Below are 16,215 nucleotides of genomic sequence, written 5' to 3'. Positions count from 1 at the left end.
ATCGTTCCGCACGCTCCAGCGTGGGAATGCCGTGGGTGACGCTCTGCGTCACAGAACTGTGCCGCGCCGCACATTCAGAAACGGGCGCAGAGCGTCCAGAAAGGCGTACCCACGCGGAGCATGGGCACGATGGTGTGGCTGCTCTCTCGTTCCGCACGCACCCACCCACTCACGGCGCGTACGGCAGCTCGCGTTTGTGCTGGGTCTTGGCGTATGTTTCGCAGATGATCTTGAAGGCTTCCTCACGCACTGGTTCACCGTGCAGGAACGCGTCGATCTCGGCGTAGGTCACGCCGTGCGAGGCTTCGTCCGGTTTGCCGGGGGACAGGTCTTCCAGGTCCGCCGTCGGTACTTTCTCGACCAGTGATTCCGGTGCGCCGAAATGCCGGGCGATGGCGCGTACCTGGTTTTTTACCAGACCGCTCAACGGTGCCAGATCGCATGCGCCGTCGCCGAATTTGGTGAAGAAGCCCATCACCGCTTCGGCAGCGTGGTCAGTACCGATCACCAGCCCCTGATAAGCGCCGGCGACGGTGTACTGCGCGACCATGCGCATGCGCGCCTTGGTGTTGCCGAGAACGAAATCCACCGAGCTGGCTGGAAGACCGTCAAACGCCTTCACCTCGGCAGCCAGCGCCCTGACGCTGCTACCGATGTTGATGGTATGGCGCTCGTCCGGCTCGATGAAGTCGACCGAGGCCTGGGCTTCGTGCTCATCGGCCTGCACGACATAGGGCAGACGCACGGCGATAAAGCGGTAGCTGTTATCGCCTGTGCTCGCGCGCAATTCCTTCACCGCACGCTGAGCGAGCAAGCCGGCCGTCAGTGAGTCGACCCCGCCGCTGATGCCGAGCACCAGGGTCTTAAGCCGTGCGTTCTGCAGGCATTCCTTGATGAAACTGACGCGGCGGGCGACTTCGGCCTGTAGCGCGTTCTGGTCCGCGAAAGGTGGCTGGACCTTGAGCTGTTCAGCAATCTGGCGCTGTACGGCGTGCATGATTCACTCCTCGTAAATAGGACAATTCAAGCTGGTTTTTCAGGGCTCGGCAAATCCGGCACCTTGAACACATGTCGCAGGTAGGCGACAAAGTTCGGGTCCTTGCACTGCGTCTTGCCGGGCTCGTCGGAAATCTTTGCCACAGCCTGACCGGCGCATGCGGTCATTTTCAGCACAATGTTCATGGGCGCGATGCCGGGTATGTCGGCGGTCAGGTTGGTGCCGATCCCGAAGCTGACATTGATGCGTCCGCGCAACGCCCGGAAGATGTCGAGTGCCTTGGGCAGGTTCAGCCCGTCGGAAAACACCAGCGTCTTGCTCATCGGGTCGATACCGAGCTTCTGGTAATGCGAGATGCATTTTTCGGCCCACTTCACCGGGTCGCCCGAATCATGGCGCAAACCGTCGAACAGTTTGGCGAAGTACAGATCGAAGTCATTCAGGAATGCGTCAGTGGTGATGCAGTCTGTCAGCGCGATACCCAGCAGGCCGCGGTACTCGCGGACCCAGCAATCAAGCGCGGCGATCTGACTGTCGATCAGGCGCGGTCCCAGTTGCTGGTGGGCCATGATCCATTCGTGAGCCATTGTGCCCAGTGGTTTCAGGTCAAGCTGACGGGCCAGATGAACGTTGCTGGTGCCGACAAACTGGCCTGGGAAATCGTTTTTCAGGACGCCAAGCATTTCTTCCTGCACACGATAGGAAAAACGCCTGCGCGTGCCGAAGTCCGCCACTTTCAGCTCGGCCAGTTCATCGGCCGTGGCATGCGTGGTCAGCCATTCGAACTTGTCATACAGACGATCCCGCGCCTGACTGAGCAGGGTGTCAGGATAGCGGTGCCGGTTACGCACCTCACTGACGATCGCCAGCAGTGGCACTTCGAACAGAATGACGTGCAACCAGGGGCCGTGCAGGCGAATGCACAGCTCATCGTTTTCGATGCTGGTTTTCACATAGCGGGTGTTAAAGCGGAACAGTCCCAGAAACCTCAGAAAGTCCGGTTTTATGAACGTGATGCGCTCCAGAAAAGCCAGGTGTTCCGGGCTCAGGGACAGCTCGCACAGCAACTCGATCTGGTGTCTGATCTCGTCCAGGTAGGGGCGAAGATCCTCCCCATTGCGGCACCGAAACTCCCACTCAACGTCGACGTTGGGGTAGTTGTGCAGCACCGCCTGCATCATGGTCAGCTTGTAGAAATCGGTGTCGAGCAGGCTTTGCACGATACGATTTGAAAAGGCGCTCTCGCTCATTGAATCGGGCTCTCCAGAGCAGCCGGATAATGTCGGACCCGCGACTTCCTGTCTGTCACCACGGAAAGCTCACGGCCGGATGGGTGGGCATTGTCGCCCTTAACGGGCCGGTTGATCCAACTGTTCCAGCATCCACTGCAGAAAAACCCGGATTTTGGGCACGTCGGCAGTGTGTTCCGGATAGGACAGGTAGTACGCACTGTTAGTGCTGGGCAATGCGTAATCCCAGGCAATCACCAGTTTGCCCTCGGCCAGTTCCTCCTCGACCAGAAAGCGTGGCAGCAGCGCAACGCCGCAGCCAACCTGGGCTGCGCGGATGCACATATAGAACGTCTCAAAACGCGGCCCGTGATAGCTATGGTCGGTGTGATACCCCTGGCTTTCGAACCATTCGTGCCAGGCCTCGGGGCGGAAGGCATTCTGTAGCAGGACCAGTTCGCTCAACTGAGTCGGGTCGCTGAGGGGTTCAACCGGCAGGCTCTCGGGTGAACACACCGCTACCAGTTCTTCGCCAAACAGCTTCACGCTTTCCGCGCCCGGTATGGCGGCCTGACCGAAGTAGAACGACACGTCGCAACGTCCCTTGATCAGGTCGTCGGACTCCTGTTCGTTGATCAGGTCCAGGTGAATATGCGGATGACGCAAGCGCCAGCCCTTCAGGCGTGGCACCAGCCACCGGGCACCGAACGTCGAGGGCGTGGACACCCGCAGTACCTCGGTTTCTCCGCCGTAAGAGCGCAGGAAGTGAGTGGACATCTCTATCTGGGTCAGGATCTTGCGCACTTCGGCCAGATACAGCGCCCCGGCTGGCGTCAACTGCAAACGGCGGCGGACGCGCTGAAACAGCAGGTGCTGAACCAGCTCCTCAAGCTGCGCAACCTGTTTGCTGACGGCGCTCTGGGTCAGGTTGAGTTCTTCGGCCGCGCGGGTGAAGCTCAGGTGCCGGGTCACCGCCTCAAAGCATTGCAATGCGGCTATCGAGGGCAGATGACGTTTGTTCAGCATGATGGTTTCTCTGTTCGAGGCGCGAGGGTGCAGACACGGGCACTATGAATAATCGGAATGATATCTCGCTTAAAGGTCGTTTGTCGGTCGCATGCGGGAAGGTTATTACTGCGCTTGCGTGACGTGCGTTTCAGATTAAGGCGTTGATTCCGGCAGTTGCGGCTGAATCCGCTAGCCTCAAATGGTGCGTCTCGTAGCGTTCGCGCACCGGGCGTGTGCAATTCGGTGACGCGTGTTGTTACAGGTGGGTTGTCCAAAGGTATTGGGTCGGGTTGCTATTTGATCTGGCTTGGGTTGCCCTTTTTATGGGGAGGGTTGCACCTTTGGCGTCTCAAGCGGTTGTACGGCCTGCGACTTGAGCAGTCGTGTTACTGAATGGCTGGAAACGCATGACATTTTCAATAAGAAAAAAGTGATGGCACGGGCCTTGCTCTAAGCAAACGCGTATCCGGGCAATCATGTAACCGCACTGCTAATTAAAAAAATATCCTCAGGAGCACCACTCATGTCGCATACGTTTTACAGGAAAGGTTTTCTGGCAATCGCAGTGGCAACTGCATTGGGCGTGTCTTCGTTTGCACAGGCGGACGTGAAAATCGGCGTTGCGGGTCCGATGACCGGCGCGAACGCATCATTTGGGCAGCAGTACATGAAAGGTGCGCAGGCTGCGGCCGACGCGATCAACGCGGCGGGCGGTGTGAACGGGGAAAAAATCGTGCTGGTCGCGGGCGATGACGCCTGTGAGCCGAAACAGGCCGTGGCAGTGGCCAACCGTCTGGTTGACCAGGACAAAGTGATCGGCGTGGTCGGGCACTTCTGCTCATCGTCGACCATTCCTGCTTCAGAGGTTTACAGCGATGCGGGAGTAATTGCCATCACGCCGGGTTCGACCAATCCGACGGTGACCGAGCGTGGCCTGAAGGAAATGTTCCGCATGTGTGGCCGTGACGATCAGCAAGGTGTGGTCGCCGGTGATTACATCGTTGATGTGCTCAAGGGCAAGAAAGTCGCGGTCATCAATGACAAGGACACCTACGGTAAAGGGCTTGCTGATGCCACTGCCAAACAACTGGTAGCGCGTGGCGTGAAGCCGGTACTTGAGGAAGGTCTGACCCGCGGCGAAAAGGATTTCAGTGCGCTGGTAACGAAAATCCGTTCGACCGGTGCCGACGTTGTGTACTTCGGTGGCCTGCATCCGGAAGCCGGTCCACTGGTTCGCCAGATGCGCGAGCAGGGCCTCAAGGACGTCAAGTTCATGTCTGATGACGGTATCGTGACTGACGAACTGGTCACCACTGCCGGTGGTGCGCAATACGTTGACGGCGTGTACATGACCTTCGGTGCCGACCCGCGCGTACTGCCGGACAGCAAGGCAGTCGTGGACCAATTCCGCAAGTCTGGTTACGAGCCTGAAGGCTATACCCTCTACGCGTACGCTTCGATACAGGCCCTGGCTGCCGGTTTCAATGGTGCCAAATCCAACAAGGGCGACAAAGCCGCAGAGTGGCTTAAAGCGCACCCGGTCAAGACCGTCATGGGTGAAAAAGCCTGGGATGCCAAAGGCGACCTGAAAGTTTCCGACTACGTGGTTTACCAGTGGGACGCCGCTGGCAAATACAAGCAACTCGAAAAACAGAAGTGAGATAGACCTCGTGTCAGTTCTGCCCGGCAGACGCTGACCCGGTGATGGGCTCGCCCATGAGCGAGCCTGCATCTCTTTTATTGTTTTCGGACCTGTCGGTCGCACCTCACGAGGGTGTGATCGGCAGGGTGCTGAGCTGCCTTTCAGTGTGAGCGTGCGTGATGGATGGGATCTTCCTGCAACAAATGGTCAACGGACTCACCCTCGGGTCTGTCTATGGCCTCATCGCCATCGGCTATACGATGGTCTACGGCATCATCGGCATGATCAACTTCGCCCACGGCGACGTTTATATGATTTCCGCCTACCTGGCCGCTATCGGTCTGGCGGTTCTGTCTTTCTTCGGACTGGAATCCTTTCCATTCCTGATTCTCGGCACACTGGTCTTCACCATCGTGGTGACGGGGGTATACGGGTTTGTCATCGAGCGCGTGGCCTACAAGCCGCTGCGCAACTCGACCCGGCTGGCACCGCTGATCAGCGCCATCGGTATTTCCCTGATCCTGCAAAACTACGCGCAGATCAGTCAGGGCGCTCGCCAGCAGGGCGTGCCCACGTTGCTTGAAGGTGCGTGGCGCTTCGAGATCGGCAGCGGCTTTGTGCAAATTACCTACACCAAGATCTTCATTCTCATTGCCGCTTTTGTCGGCATGGGCGTGCTGACCTACATCATCAAATACACAAAGCTGGGCCGCATGTGCCGCGCCACGCAGCAGGACCGCAAGATGGCGTCGATTCTGGGCATCAACACTGATCGGGTCATCTCCTACGTGTTCATCATCGGTGCTGCCATGGCGGCGCTGGCCGGTGTGCTGATCACCATGAATTACGGCACGTTCGACTTCTATGCCGGCTTCATCATCGGCATCAAGGCGTTCACTGCCGCAGTGCTGGGCGGGATCGGCTCGCTGCCGGGTGCCATGTTGGGCGGCTTGATCCTGGGGGTTGCCGAGTCGCAGTTCTCCGGCCTGATCAACTCCGATTACAAAGACGTGTTCAGTTTCGGCCTGTTGGTGCTGATCCTGATTTTCCGTCCTCAAGGCCTGCTGGGTCGCCCACTCGTGGCGAAGGTATAAGTATGTCCGCTCCTGTTGCTGCTCCTGTCGTCAAACCTGTTGAAATCAAGAAAAGCCTGATAGATGCCGTGGTCGCGGGGCTGCTGGCGCTGATCGTGTTCGGTCCCATCGTCGGGATAGTGCTCGATGGCTACAGCTTCAACCTGCAACCCACTCGCGTGGCCTGGCTGGTGGCCGTAGTCATGGTCGGTCGTTTTCTGATCAGCCTGTTTCTGCAAACACCCAAAGGCATACGTGTTTCCCAGAGCTTCGAAAGCTCCGACTCCGGGGTGCATGTGCTCAAGCCTGATCACAAGTCCCGCCTGTACTGGATCATTCCGCTACTGATCGTGATTGCCATCGTGTTTCCGATCTTCGCCAACAAGTACATTCTGACCGTGGTTATTCTCGGGCTGATCTACGTATTGCTGGGGCTGGGCCTGAATATCGTGGTCGGCCTGGCCGGCCTGCTCGATCTGGGCTACGTGGCGTTCTATGCCATCGGAGCCTATGGTCTGGCGCTTGGCTATCAGTACCTTGGCCTGGGCTTCTGGTCGGCGCTGCCGCTGGCGGCAATTGCTGCGGCACTGGCCGGATGTATTCTGGGCTTTCCGGTGTTACGCATGCATGGCGATTATCTGGCCATCGTGACGCTGGGGTTCGGGGAAATCATCCGTCTGGTGCTGAATAACTGGCTGTCGTTCACGGGCGGTCCGAATGGTGTTCCGGTGCCGTCACCGACCTTTTTCGGCCTGGAGTTCGGGCGTCGTGCCAAGGACGGTGGCATTCCGATTCATGAGTATTTCGGCTTCGATTACAACCCGGACCTGAAATTCCTGTTCATCTACACCGTGCTGTTTCTCGTCGTGCTGGCCGTGTTGTTCATCAAGCATCGTCTGACTCGCATGCCGATCGGCCGCGCCTGGGAAGCCCTGCGCGAGGACGAGATCGCCTGCCGTTCGATGGGCCTCAATCATGTTCTGGTCAAGCTCTCGGCGTTCACCATCGGTGCTTCGACGGCCGGGCTGGCTGGAGTTTTTTTCGCCAGCTATCAGGGCTTCGTCAACCCGACGTCATTCACCTTCTTCGAGTCTGCACTGATTCTGGCGATTGTGGTGCTGGGCGGTATGGGTTCGACTGTAGGGGTGGTTATCGCTGCGTTCGTGCTGACCGTTGCGCCTGAACTGTTGCGCAGCTTCTCTGAGTACCGCGTGCTGCTGTTCGGCATCCTGATGGTGTTGATGATGATCTGGCGCCCACGCGGGCTGATCCGCATCAGCCGCACTGGCGTAAAACCGCGCAAGGGTGCGCTGGTGACAGAAGGAGGTGAGCGATGAGCAATGAAGTGATTCTTTCCGTCGAGCACCTGATGATGCACTTCGGCGGCATCAAGGCTCTCAGCGATGTCAGCCTCAAAGTCCGCCGCAACTCTATCTTCGCTCTGATCGGCCCCAACGGCGCAGGCAAGACCACCGTGTTCAACTGCCTGACCGGCTTCTACAAGGCCACAGGCGGACGTATCGAGCTGCACACCCGCGACAAGACCACCAACGTGATCAGGTTGCTGGGCGAGCCGTTCAAGGCGACCGACTTTGTTTCGCCGAAAAGCTTCTTCAGCCGGGTGTACTACAAAATGTTCGGCGGTACCCATCTGGTCAACAGGGCAGGGCTGGCGCGCACGTTCCAGAACATTCGCCTGTTCAAGGAAATGTCGGTCGTTGAAAACCTGCTGGTTGCCCAGCACATGTGGGTCAACCGCAGCCTGATCAGCGGGATCCTCAATACCAAAGGCTATCGCAAGGCTGAAGAGGATGCGCTCAATACGGCGTTCTACTGGCTGGAAGTCGTGGACCTGGTGGACTGCGCCAATCGTCTGGCCGGAGAGCTGTCCTACGGGCAGCAACGTCGTCTGGAAATCGCCCGGGCCATGTGCACGCGTCCGCAGGTGATCTGCCTGGATGAACCGGCTGCCGGTCTCAACCCGCAGGAAACCGAGGCGCTCAGCGGCATGATCCGACTGCTGCGCGATGAACACGACATGACCATTGTGCTGATCGAGCACGACATGGGCATGGTGATGGGGATTTCCGACGATATTGTGGTGCTCGACCATGGCAACGTGATTGCCGCGGGCGGGCCGGAACAGATCCGCAACGATCCGAAAGTGATTGCTGCGTACCTGGGCGCTGATGAAGAGGAGCTGGTATGAGCAAGCCGATCCTCGAACTGAAAGAGATCGATGTGTTTTACGGGCCGATTCAGGCTTTGAAGAAGGTCTCGCTGCACATAAACGAGGGCGAAACAGTCAGCCTGATCGGCTCCAACGGTGCAGGCAAGTCGACGCTGTTGATGTCGATCTTCGGCCAGCCGCGCGCCGCCAGCGGGCAGATCATCTATCAGGGCACCGACATCACCCAGAAGTCCTCGCATTACATCGCCTCCAACGGCATTGCGCAGTCGCCGGAAGGGCGGCGGGTGTTTCCCGACATGTCGGTCGAGGAGAACCTGATGATGGGCACCATACCGATTGGCGACAAACATTCGGCTGAAGACATGCAGCGCATGTTCGAACTGTTCCCCAGGCTCAAGGAACGCCGCAACCAGCGCGCCATGACCATGTCCGGAGGCGAGCAGCAAATGCTCGCCATCGCCCGTGCGCTGATGAGTCGTCCCAGGCTGTTGTTGCTCGATGAGCCGAGCCTTGGGCTGGCGCCGATCATCGTCAAACAGATCTTCTCGACCCTGCGGGAACTGGCAGCGACTGGCATGACCATCTTTCTGGTCGAGCAGAACGCCAACCATGCGCTGAAGCTGTCTGATCGCGCCTACGTGATGGTTAATGGCGAGATACGGCTGTCCGGCACAGGCAAGGAATTGCTTGTAAATGAAGAGGTCAGGAACGCTTATCTGGGCGGACACTGAGTTCGTCAAAACCCTGCCGTTTTCGACGCGCGCCCCGAATGTGCAAACATTCGGGGCGTCACTTTTTGCGATTGTGGAAAACAATTTTGACGGGGCTGCCAAGTGCGACATAAAACCGCTGCAAATGGTTGTTTTGTCACCGTTTTGACTTGTTCAGGTTTACTGTGGAGCCGGCTGTTAATAACTTGGGAGTATGTGCCTGAAGCCCTTTATGCATAAGGCTTGCAGGCAATTGATTAAATTTTGATCAAGGGTTTTCGACCGGTTTTCAGGGGTGTTTGTCAACAGTATTGAAGCTGGTCGTTCATACAGCTTTTCCAGTTACACAGCCTGTGGATAAGTCTGTTAACAAGCCTTGGAAATAGTGATCCAGCCGTTACTGCGTCTGGGCTACAGGCCATTACGGTTTTCTGACGCCTCGTGGCGTCCTGGCAGTATCGGGCAAAGTCAAGGTCAAAACTTCTCCATACCTGCTGGAAGCCCCGAACTACGGGACTTTCAGCGTTACCGACTTGCCCCCAGAGATTGTGTGTCTGACTGTGGATAAGGTGGGCAAAACTGCCTGCAAGGCCCGTGGCGTGTGGCTCGGCTTGAGTTGGTTGTTTTTTGTACAAATACACTGGGTTGTTGCATCGACGTGCCGCTGACGGGCATTCTGCTGCCCTTGTCAGAACTTATTAACAGGTGCGCTGTTTTTCGCGCCAGGTCAGGAGAACGAAATGACTTCCACTGTATTCATCACGGGCGCTACTTCCGGTTTCGGTGAGGCCTGTGCCCGCCGTTTTGCCGAAGCAGGCTGGTCGCTGGTATTGACTGGCCGTCGCGAGGACCGTCTTGCCGCGTTGAGCGCCGAGCTGTCGAAGCAGACCAAGGTGCATACGCTGGTACTGGATGTGCGTGACCGCAAGGCAATGGAGAGTGCTATCGCAGATTTGCCTGAAGAGTTCGGCAGCATTCGCGGGCTGATCAACAACGCCGGTCTGGCGCTGGGGATCGACCCTGCGCCCAAGTGCGATCTGGATGACTGGGACACCATGATCGACACCAACGTCAAAGGTCTGGTCTACACCACACGCCTTTTGCTTCCACGTCTGATTGCGCATGGTCGCGGGGCAAGTATCGTCAACCTGGGCTCGGTAGCCGGCAACTATCCTTATCCGGGTGGTAACGTCTACGGTGGCACCAAGGCGTTTGTCGGGCAGTTCTCGCTGAACCTGCGCAACGATCTGATCGGCACTGGCGTACGCGTCACTAACCTGGAGCCGGGGCTGTGCGAGAGCGAGTTCTCGCTGGTGCGTTTCGGCGGCGACCAGGCCAAGTACGACGCCACTTACGCGGGCGCCGAGCCAATTCAGCCGCAGGACATCGCCGACACTATCTTCTGGATCATGAACACGCCAGCGCACGTCAATATCAACAGCCTGGAACTGATGCCTGTCAGCCAGACCTGGGCCGGTTTTGCGATTGATCGTAACCGCGGTTGATTGTTTGCTGATCGGGCCGCACAGGTGGTGCGGTTCGATCGATCAGTCTTCTACAGGCGTGGGTGGCGGGAAAGCGTTCACGAAGCGGTTCTCGACAAAGTCGGCCAGCCCGATGTAACAGGTTGCCAAGTGGTAAGGCGTGGTCGACGGCATGTCACTGCGGCTGACCGCGCCATCGGGCTCTACGCACTCGTTCCAGCCTTTGGCATGCAGGAAGCGCTGCGCAAAGGCTGACATTTGCGCAGCCAGGTTCGCCTCGCACTCTGGCCGCATGGCCATGGCTCGCAGGTATTCCGCCTGAGCCCAGATACGCTGGGTGGCGTCGCTTACCGTGCCATCAAGTGTCAGCATTGCAGTCACCGCGCCGCTCTGTGGCTCGACACCCTGTGCCTGAGCGTAGGCAAACGCGCGGGTCATGGATTCGTGCAGCTCACGTCCATGCAGCTCTGGCGACGATTGCAGCAGGAAGAACCATTCGAACTGATGACCTGGCTCGTACCAGTTATCCACAGCGCCCAAGGGTTTCTCCAGCATCACGCCGGTGGCGGTGTCGACAAAGCGACGCTGCATGTGGATAACCAGAGCGTCCAGCGCTGACTGGGTTGCAGGGTCGGCGCGCACCGACAGCGTTGCCAGAAAGGCCTCTGCCAGATGCATCAAGGGGTTCTGGAGCGGGCCGCTGCCCAGCGTCGACCAGTCCTCATCGAGTTGCGCTTCGTACAGCCCGTCATCGTCGGCAAAGCGCTCCGCTACAACGCTGAGCGCCGCATTGAGCACTGACTCTGCCAGCGGGTCCTGCACCTTCGCCCAGTAATGTGCGCAGGCGAAAATAATGAAGGCGTGAGTGTAGAGGTCCTTGCGGCGATCCAGAGGTTTGCCCTGTGGATCGATGCTATAGAACCAGCCGCCATGCTCGGCATCGTGGAAGTGCTGTTGCAGGGAGCGAAACAGCTCACCGGCCCGCGCCCGAGCGTTCGGCACTTCGACGTTATCGATAAGGCTGGAAAACAGAAACAGCTGACGTGCGCAGGCCATGGCTCGATAGCGTTGCGGCGGTAGAGGCTGATCGTTGGCGTCTAGCGCTTCGTAAGGCAATGCCAATTGTGCGTTCCAGCCAGGGCCCTGCCAGAGCGGAACGACGACCTGCAGAAAATGCTGCTGCAGGGCAGCGAACACCGAAGTCAATTCAGGCGTGGAGGCGGAGCGGGTCACATGAGGCATCGGCTGGCATCGCGGCAGTGTCGAAGTGCGCAGCATGTTATCAGGATTGCTGCATGCGGGGTCGGGGCGATCGTTCCTCACGCTCGGCGCGTGAGGAACCTCTGCCATTCAGCCAATCAACGTCAGCCGCTCATTGATCGCCGCTTCGATCCCTTGGGCGTCCAGCCCGCACTCAGCCAGCATCTGCGCAGGCTTGGCATGCTCGACGTAGGTGTCCGGCAGGCCCAGGTGGAGTACCGACTTGAGGATATTGGCGCGTGCCAGAAACTCACTGACCGCAGCACCGGCACCGCCCATCACTGCGTTCTCTTCCAGTGTGACCAGTAACTCGTGGTTGGCAGCAGCTTCGCTCACCAAGGCTTCGTCCAGTGGCTTGACGAAGCGCATATCGATCACCGTCGCGTCGAGCTTCTCGGCCACCACCAGCGCATCGGCCAGTTGCACGCCAAACACCAGAATCGCAACGCCCTGGCCCTGACGACGCACAACGCCCTTGCCGATTTCGACCGGGTCAAGGCCTGTCTCGATCAACGCGTTCGGACCGGTGCCGCGTGGGTAACGCACTGCCGCGGGGCCTGTGTGCAGGTAACCGGTGTTGAGCAGCTTGCGCAGTTCGTTTTCGTCACTCGGCGTCATGACCACCATGCCGGGGATGCAGCGCAGGTAGGACAGGTCGAAGCTGCCTGCGTGGGTCGGGCCGTCTTCGCCCACAAGCCCGGCGCGGTCGATGGCAAACAGTACGTCGAGGTTCTGCACCGCGACGTCATGCACCAGTTGATCGTAGCCGCGTTGCAGGAAGGTCGAGTAGATAGCCACGACCGGCTTGCTGCCTTCGCAGGCCATACCGGCAGCCAGTGTTACAGCGTGTTGTTCGGCGATGGCAACATCGAAGTAGCGTTCTGGAAAGCGTTCGCTGAATGCCACCAGGTCCGAGCCTTCCTTCATGGCTGGCGTGATGCCCACCAGCCGTGAGTCAGCCTCGGCCATGTCACAGATCCACTGGCCAAACACTGCGGAATACTTCGGCGCGCTGATTTTTTTCGGGGCGACAGGCGCATTCAGCGGCTCAAGCTTGGTAATGGCGTGATAACCGATCGGGTCGACTTCGGCTGGCGCAAAACCTTTGCCCTTCTTGGTGACCACGTGCAGAAACTGCGGGCCTTTCAGATCACGCATGTTGCGCAGAGTGGCGATCAGAGTCGGCAGGTCGTGGCCATCGATAGGGCCGATGTAGTTCCAGCCCAGCTCTTCGAAAAGCGTGCCCGGGACCAGCATGCCTTTGGCATATTCTTCGGTGCGACGTGCGATTTCCCAAGCGCCGGGCAGGCGCGAAAGCACCTTTTTGCTGCCTTCGCGCATGCTGCTGTACGTGCGGCTGGAAAGAATCTTGGCCAGGTAATTCGACAGACCGCCGACATTGCGCGAGATCGACATGTCGTTGTCGTTGAGAATTACCAGCATGTTGGCTGCCACTTCCGGCGCGTGGTTCAACGCTTCGAAGGCCATGCCGGCAGTCAGCGCACCGTCGCCGATCACGGCAATGGATTTACGCTCGCTGCCTTGCAGGCGCGAGGCAATCGCCATGCCTAGTGCGGCGCTGATCGAGGTGCTGGAATGCCCGACGCCGAAGGTGTCGTACTCGCTCTCGCTACGACGCGGAAAGGCCGCCACCCCATCCTTCTGGCGCAGGGTGGACATGCGCGCGCGACGGCCGGTGAGGATCTTGTGCGGATAGGCTTGATGACCCACGTCCCACACAAGGCGATCGTCCGGGGTGTCGAAAACGTAATGCAGCGCGATGGTCAGCTCGATGACCCCAAGACCGGCACCAAAATGCCCTCCGGTCTGGCCAACGGAATACAGCAATTCCAGGCGCAGCTCATCGGCCAGGGTTTCCAGCTCGGCTTCGCCCAGACGGCGCAGGCCGTGCGGGGTATCGGCTCGGTCGAGCAGCGGCGTGACCGGGCGCTCGCGGGGGATCTCTTTGAACGTCGTGGGCATCAGGCGAATCGTTATAAGTAAAAGAGGCGGCAGTTTACCTTATGCATCGCAAGCTGCCCATGAAGTGAGTCGGCGGATAGTCCGCCGACTGACACGCTTAATGACTGAGACCTGACGAACCGTGGTTGATTCAGCAGATTTCCGGCTTCGGTGACGGTGATCAGTGGCGACGTTCGACGATATAGCGTGCCAGCTCGCGCAACGGTTCTGCGGCGGCATCGAACGTGCTCAGCGCTGTTAGCGCCTGATCACGCAGTTCCAGTGCATAGCGCTTGGCCGCTTCCAGGCCCAGCAACGCAGGGTAGGTCGGCTTGTCGCGGGCGATATCGGCACCCTGACGCTTGCCGAGGGTCGCAGTATCGCTTTCGACATCGAGAATGTCGTCCTGAACCTGAAAGGCCAGACCGACCGCGCGCGCATAAATCTGCAAGGCGTCAAGACGGGGCTGATCGGCTTGACCACTGGCCAGTGCGCCAAGGCGGACGCTGGCTTCGATCAATGCACCGGTCTTGTGCCGATGCATGTATTCCAGCGCCGCCTGATCAAGCTTCAGCCCCACAGAGCCCAGATCGATCGCCTGCCCGCCCACCATACCTGCCGGGCCGGCAGCGGCTGCGAGGGTATTGACCATCTGCAGACGCGTTTCAGCATCGCGTGAGGTCAGGTGCGGCGCGAGCAGTGCAGTGAACGCCAGGCTTTGCAGGCCGTCACCTGCGAGGATCGCGCAGGCTTCATCGAAAGCCTTGTGCGTGGTGGGCTGGCCGCGACGCAGGTCGTCATCGTCCATCGCCGGTAAATCGTCGTGCACCAGCGAGTAAGCGTGAATCAGTTCAACCGCACAGGCGGCACCGTTGGCATCCTCGGCTACGCCGCCCAGCGCTTCGCAGGCCGCGTAGGCCAGCAGCGGGCGCACGCGCTTGCCGCCGTTCATCACGCTGTAGCGCATGGCTTCGTAAAGCCGGTTCAGCTCAGGGCTTGGTGCCTGAAACAGTTTTTCGAGTGCTGCGTTGACGCGAGTCTGGCTTTGCGCTTGATAGCTCGCGATCATTCGGGAAGTTCCGCATCGTCGAACGGCTCTTCGCTCAGTTCGCCATCGCGCTCCAGCAGTACCTGGACCTTCTGTTCGGCTTGGGTAAGGGCGCTTTGGCAGTCGCGGGTCAGGCGTACACCTTGCTCGAAGGCGGTCAGGGAGTCTTCCAGAGACAACTCGCCATTCTCCAGCCGCTCTACCAGCGCTTGCAGGTCAGCGAGTGACTGTTCGAAATCCAGTGCAGCTTTCTTGCGGGCCATGGGGGCATTTCCGGTAGAGGTTAAACCGCGCGACACTAGCAGAGCGAGGGCTTCTGGGCAAATAACGGCGACGGAGCAATGCAAGGGCAGCAACTATCAGGATTAACCCGCAGCGAACCCGTTCTGCAGGTCTGCAATCAGGTCTTCCGGGCTTTCCAGGCCAACCTGCAGCCGCAGCATCGGGCCGGTGCCGCGGTCAGGACCATATTGCTCGACTTCAGTGATCAGGCTTTCAAAACCGCCCCAGGAGTAACCAATCCCGAACAGTTTCAACGCGCCGGTAAATCGGTCCAGCACCTGCCGGTCAACGGCATGGAATTCGAAACTGAGCAAGCCGTTGCAGCCATGGAAATCGCGCTTCCAGATGGTATGGCCCGGATCGTCCGGCAATGCGGGATACAGCACGCGGGCAACCTGAGGCTGGTCCTGCAGCCATTGTGCAATTTGCATCGCGTGGCGTTCATGCATGGCCATGCGTGCCGCCAGACTGCGGGCACCGCGCAGCACCAGATACGCATCGTCGGGGCTGACGGTATTGCCCACGGCGGTGTTCATGGTCTTGAGGGTTTTCCAGTGCGCTTCGGTGGTGCTGACGCTGCCCATCATGACGTCGGAATGCCCGGCCACGTACTTGGTCAGGGCCATCAGGGAAATGTCCGCGCCCAGTTCCAGCGGCTTGAACAGAATTCCCGAGCCCCACGAGTTATCCACAGCCAGCAGTAGATCCCTGGCCTTGCACACCTGTGACAGTGCAGGCAGGTCGCACATGTCGAACGTCAGCGAGCCGGGCACTTCAGCGTAGATCATCCGTGTGTTGGTCTTGATCAGCGATTCCACATTACTACCGTCGGCCGCGTAGAAATCGAACTGGATGTCGAAGGCGGTCAGCATCGTTTTCGCCAGGCGCCGAACGGGGCCATACACCGATTCAGTAATCAGCACATGGTCGCCTGGGCGCAGAAACGATTGAAACATCTGCGCCACTGCCGCCAGCCCGGTCGGGTACAGGCAAGTACCGTGTGCACCCTCAAGCCCGGAAATCAGATCCTGCAAGGCAAACGCCGTCGGGTTGCCGTTGGCACCGTAAGTCAGCGAGCGCTCAGGCCCCGTGGTGCGAATTTCCGCCTCGCGCAAACTCTCCAGACTGTCGAACAGCACCGTACTCAGACGCACGACCGGCGGGTTGACCGCCAGCCCTGGCCCGCTGCTGGCGCTACGGCCGCGTTGCGACAGGGCGGTGTGGGCGCGAGGGTCCTTATCGTGCGGCATTGGAGGCTCCAGTCAGGGAAAGGGCAAGCAGGCAGACTGCCGCTCAGGCATGCACAAGCGTAATGCATCGTGCGTCTGG

Annotated in this window: 14 protein-coding genes; 6 read left to right on the top strand and 8 right to left on the bottom strand. The window is 59.1% G+C overall.

All coding sequences use genetic code 11. The annotated features are described in order from the left end of the window. Positions 1 to 169: 169 nt before the first annotated feature. From nadE to RYA97_RS15455, 3 genes are all read right to left on the bottom strand, one after another. Positions 170 to 997 (bottom strand): ammonia-dependent NAD(+) synthetase, encoded by an 828-nt coding sequence (gene nadE, locus RYA97_RS15465; RefSeq protein ID WP_316892657.1) that lies wholly within the window; start codon positions 995 to 997, stop codon positions 170 to 172. A gap of 26 nt (positions 998 to 1,023) precedes the next feature. After that, positions 1,024 to 2,247, bottom strand: a complete 1,224-nt coding sequence (gene pncB / locus RYA97_RS15460; protein ID WP_316892656.1) for a nicotinate phosphoribosyltransferase — start codon at positions 2,245 to 2,247, stop codon at positions 1,024 to 1,026. A gap of 99 nt (positions 2,248 to 2,346) precedes the next feature. Then, positions 2,347 to 3,252, bottom strand: coding sequence for a LysR substrate-binding domain-containing protein (locus RYA97_RS15455; RefSeq protein ID WP_004654659.1), 906 nt, complete (start codon positions 3,250 to 3,252; stop codon positions 2,347 to 2,349). Between the two features lie 505 nt (positions 3,253 to 3,757). Between RYA97_RS15455 and RYA97_RS15450 the strand changes: the two genes are divergently transcribed. The 6 genes from RYA97_RS15450 to RYA97_RS15425 all read left to right on the top strand — a co-directional run bounded on the left by RYA97_RS15450 (position 3,758) and on the right by RYA97_RS15425 (position 10,355). Continuing rightward, a complete protein-coding gene (locus tag RYA97_RS15450) occupies positions 3,758 to 4,894 on the top strand; it encodes a branched-chain amino acid ABC transporter substrate-binding protein (protein ID WP_054077141.1) in 1,137 nt (378 codons plus the stop codon). Positions 4,895 to 5,055: 161 nt separating this feature from the next. Further along, positions 5,056 to 5,970 (top strand): ABC transporter permease subunit, encoded by a 915-nt coding sequence (locus tag RYA97_RS15445; RefSeq protein WP_002551844.1) that lies wholly within the window; start codon positions 5,056 to 5,058, stop codon positions 5,968 to 5,970. Positions 5,971 to 5,972: 2 nt separating this feature from the next. Beyond that, the gene (livM, locus tag RYA97_RS15440) at positions 5,973 to 7,286 is read left to right on the top strand and encodes a high-affinity branched-chain amino acid ABC transporter permease LivM (RefSeq protein WP_005742973.1); all 1,314 of its coding nucleotides are present in this window, start codon (positions 5,973 to 5,975) and stop codon (positions 7,284 to 7,286) included. Continuing rightward, positions 7,283 to 8,158, top strand: a complete 876-nt coding sequence (locus RYA97_RS15435) for an ABC transporter ATP-binding protein (protein WP_004654666.1) — start codon at positions 7,283 to 7,285, stop codon at positions 8,156 to 8,158. The genes livM and RYA97_RS15435 overlap by 4 nt, the downstream gene beginning before the upstream one ends. After that, positions 8,155 to 8,871 carry an ABC transporter ATP-binding protein gene (locus RYA97_RS15430; RefSeq protein WP_003376368.1) on the top strand — a complete coding sequence of 239 codons (717 nt, stop codon included), beginning with the start codon at positions 8,155 to 8,157 and terminating at the stop codon, positions 8,869 to 8,871. Before RYA97_RS15435 ends, RYA97_RS15430 begins: the two co-directional genes overlap by 4 nt. A 719-nt stretch (positions 8,872 to 9,590) precedes the next feature. Further along, on the top strand, positions 9,591 to 10,355 hold the full coding sequence (locus RYA97_RS15425; protein ID WP_005742971.1) for an SDR family oxidoreductase: 765 nt from the start codon (positions 9,591 to 9,593) through the stop codon (positions 10,353 to 10,355). Positions 10,356 to 10,397: 42 nt separating this feature from the next. Here RYA97_RS15425 and RYA97_RS15420 read toward each other — a convergent pair whose 3' ends face one another. From RYA97_RS15420 to metC, 5 genes are all read right to left on the bottom strand, one after another. Beyond that, positions 10,398 to 11,612, bottom strand: coding sequence for an AGE family epimerase/isomerase (locus tag RYA97_RS15420; protein WP_005778915.1), 1,215 nt, complete (start codon positions 11,610 to 11,612; stop codon positions 10,398 to 10,400). 72 nt (positions 11,613 to 11,684) lie between these two features. Then, a complete protein-coding gene (dxs, locus tag RYA97_RS15415; RefSeq protein WP_010193554.1) occupies positions 11,685 to 13,577 on the bottom strand; it encodes a 1-deoxy-D-xylulose-5-phosphate synthase in 1,893 nt (630 codons plus the stop codon). 160 nt (positions 13,578 to 13,737) lie between these two features. Next, positions 13,738 to 14,625 (bottom strand): polyprenyl synthetase family protein, encoded by an 888-nt coding sequence (locus RYA97_RS15410; protein ID WP_002551851.1) that lies wholly within the window; start codon positions 14,623 to 14,625, stop codon positions 13,738 to 13,740. After that, a complete protein-coding gene (locus RYA97_RS15405) occupies positions 14,622 to 14,867 on the bottom strand; it encodes an exodeoxyribonuclease VII small subunit (RefSeq protein WP_002551852.1) in 246 nt (81 codons plus the stop codon). The genes RYA97_RS15410 and RYA97_RS15405 overlap by 4 nt, the downstream gene beginning before the upstream one ends. 102 nt (positions 14,868 to 14,969) lie before the next feature. Further along, positions 14,970 to 16,136 (bottom strand): cystathionine beta-lyase, encoded by a 1,167-nt coding sequence (gene metC / locus RYA97_RS15400; protein ID WP_005752806.1) that lies wholly within the window; start codon positions 16,134 to 16,136, stop codon positions 14,970 to 14,972. Between the last annotated feature and the right edge of the window lie 79 nt (positions 16,137 to 16,215).

It is taken from the genome of Pseudomonas syringae group sp. 26L6 (assembly GCF_032587815.1).
Classification (GTDB): Bacteria; Pseudomonadota; Gammaproteobacteria; order Pseudomonadales; family Pseudomonadaceae; genus Aquipseudomonas; species Aquipseudomonas amygdali.
The sequence above is the reverse complement of the archived record's forward strand: the minus strand, read 5'-3'. Positions and strand labels throughout refer to the sequence as shown.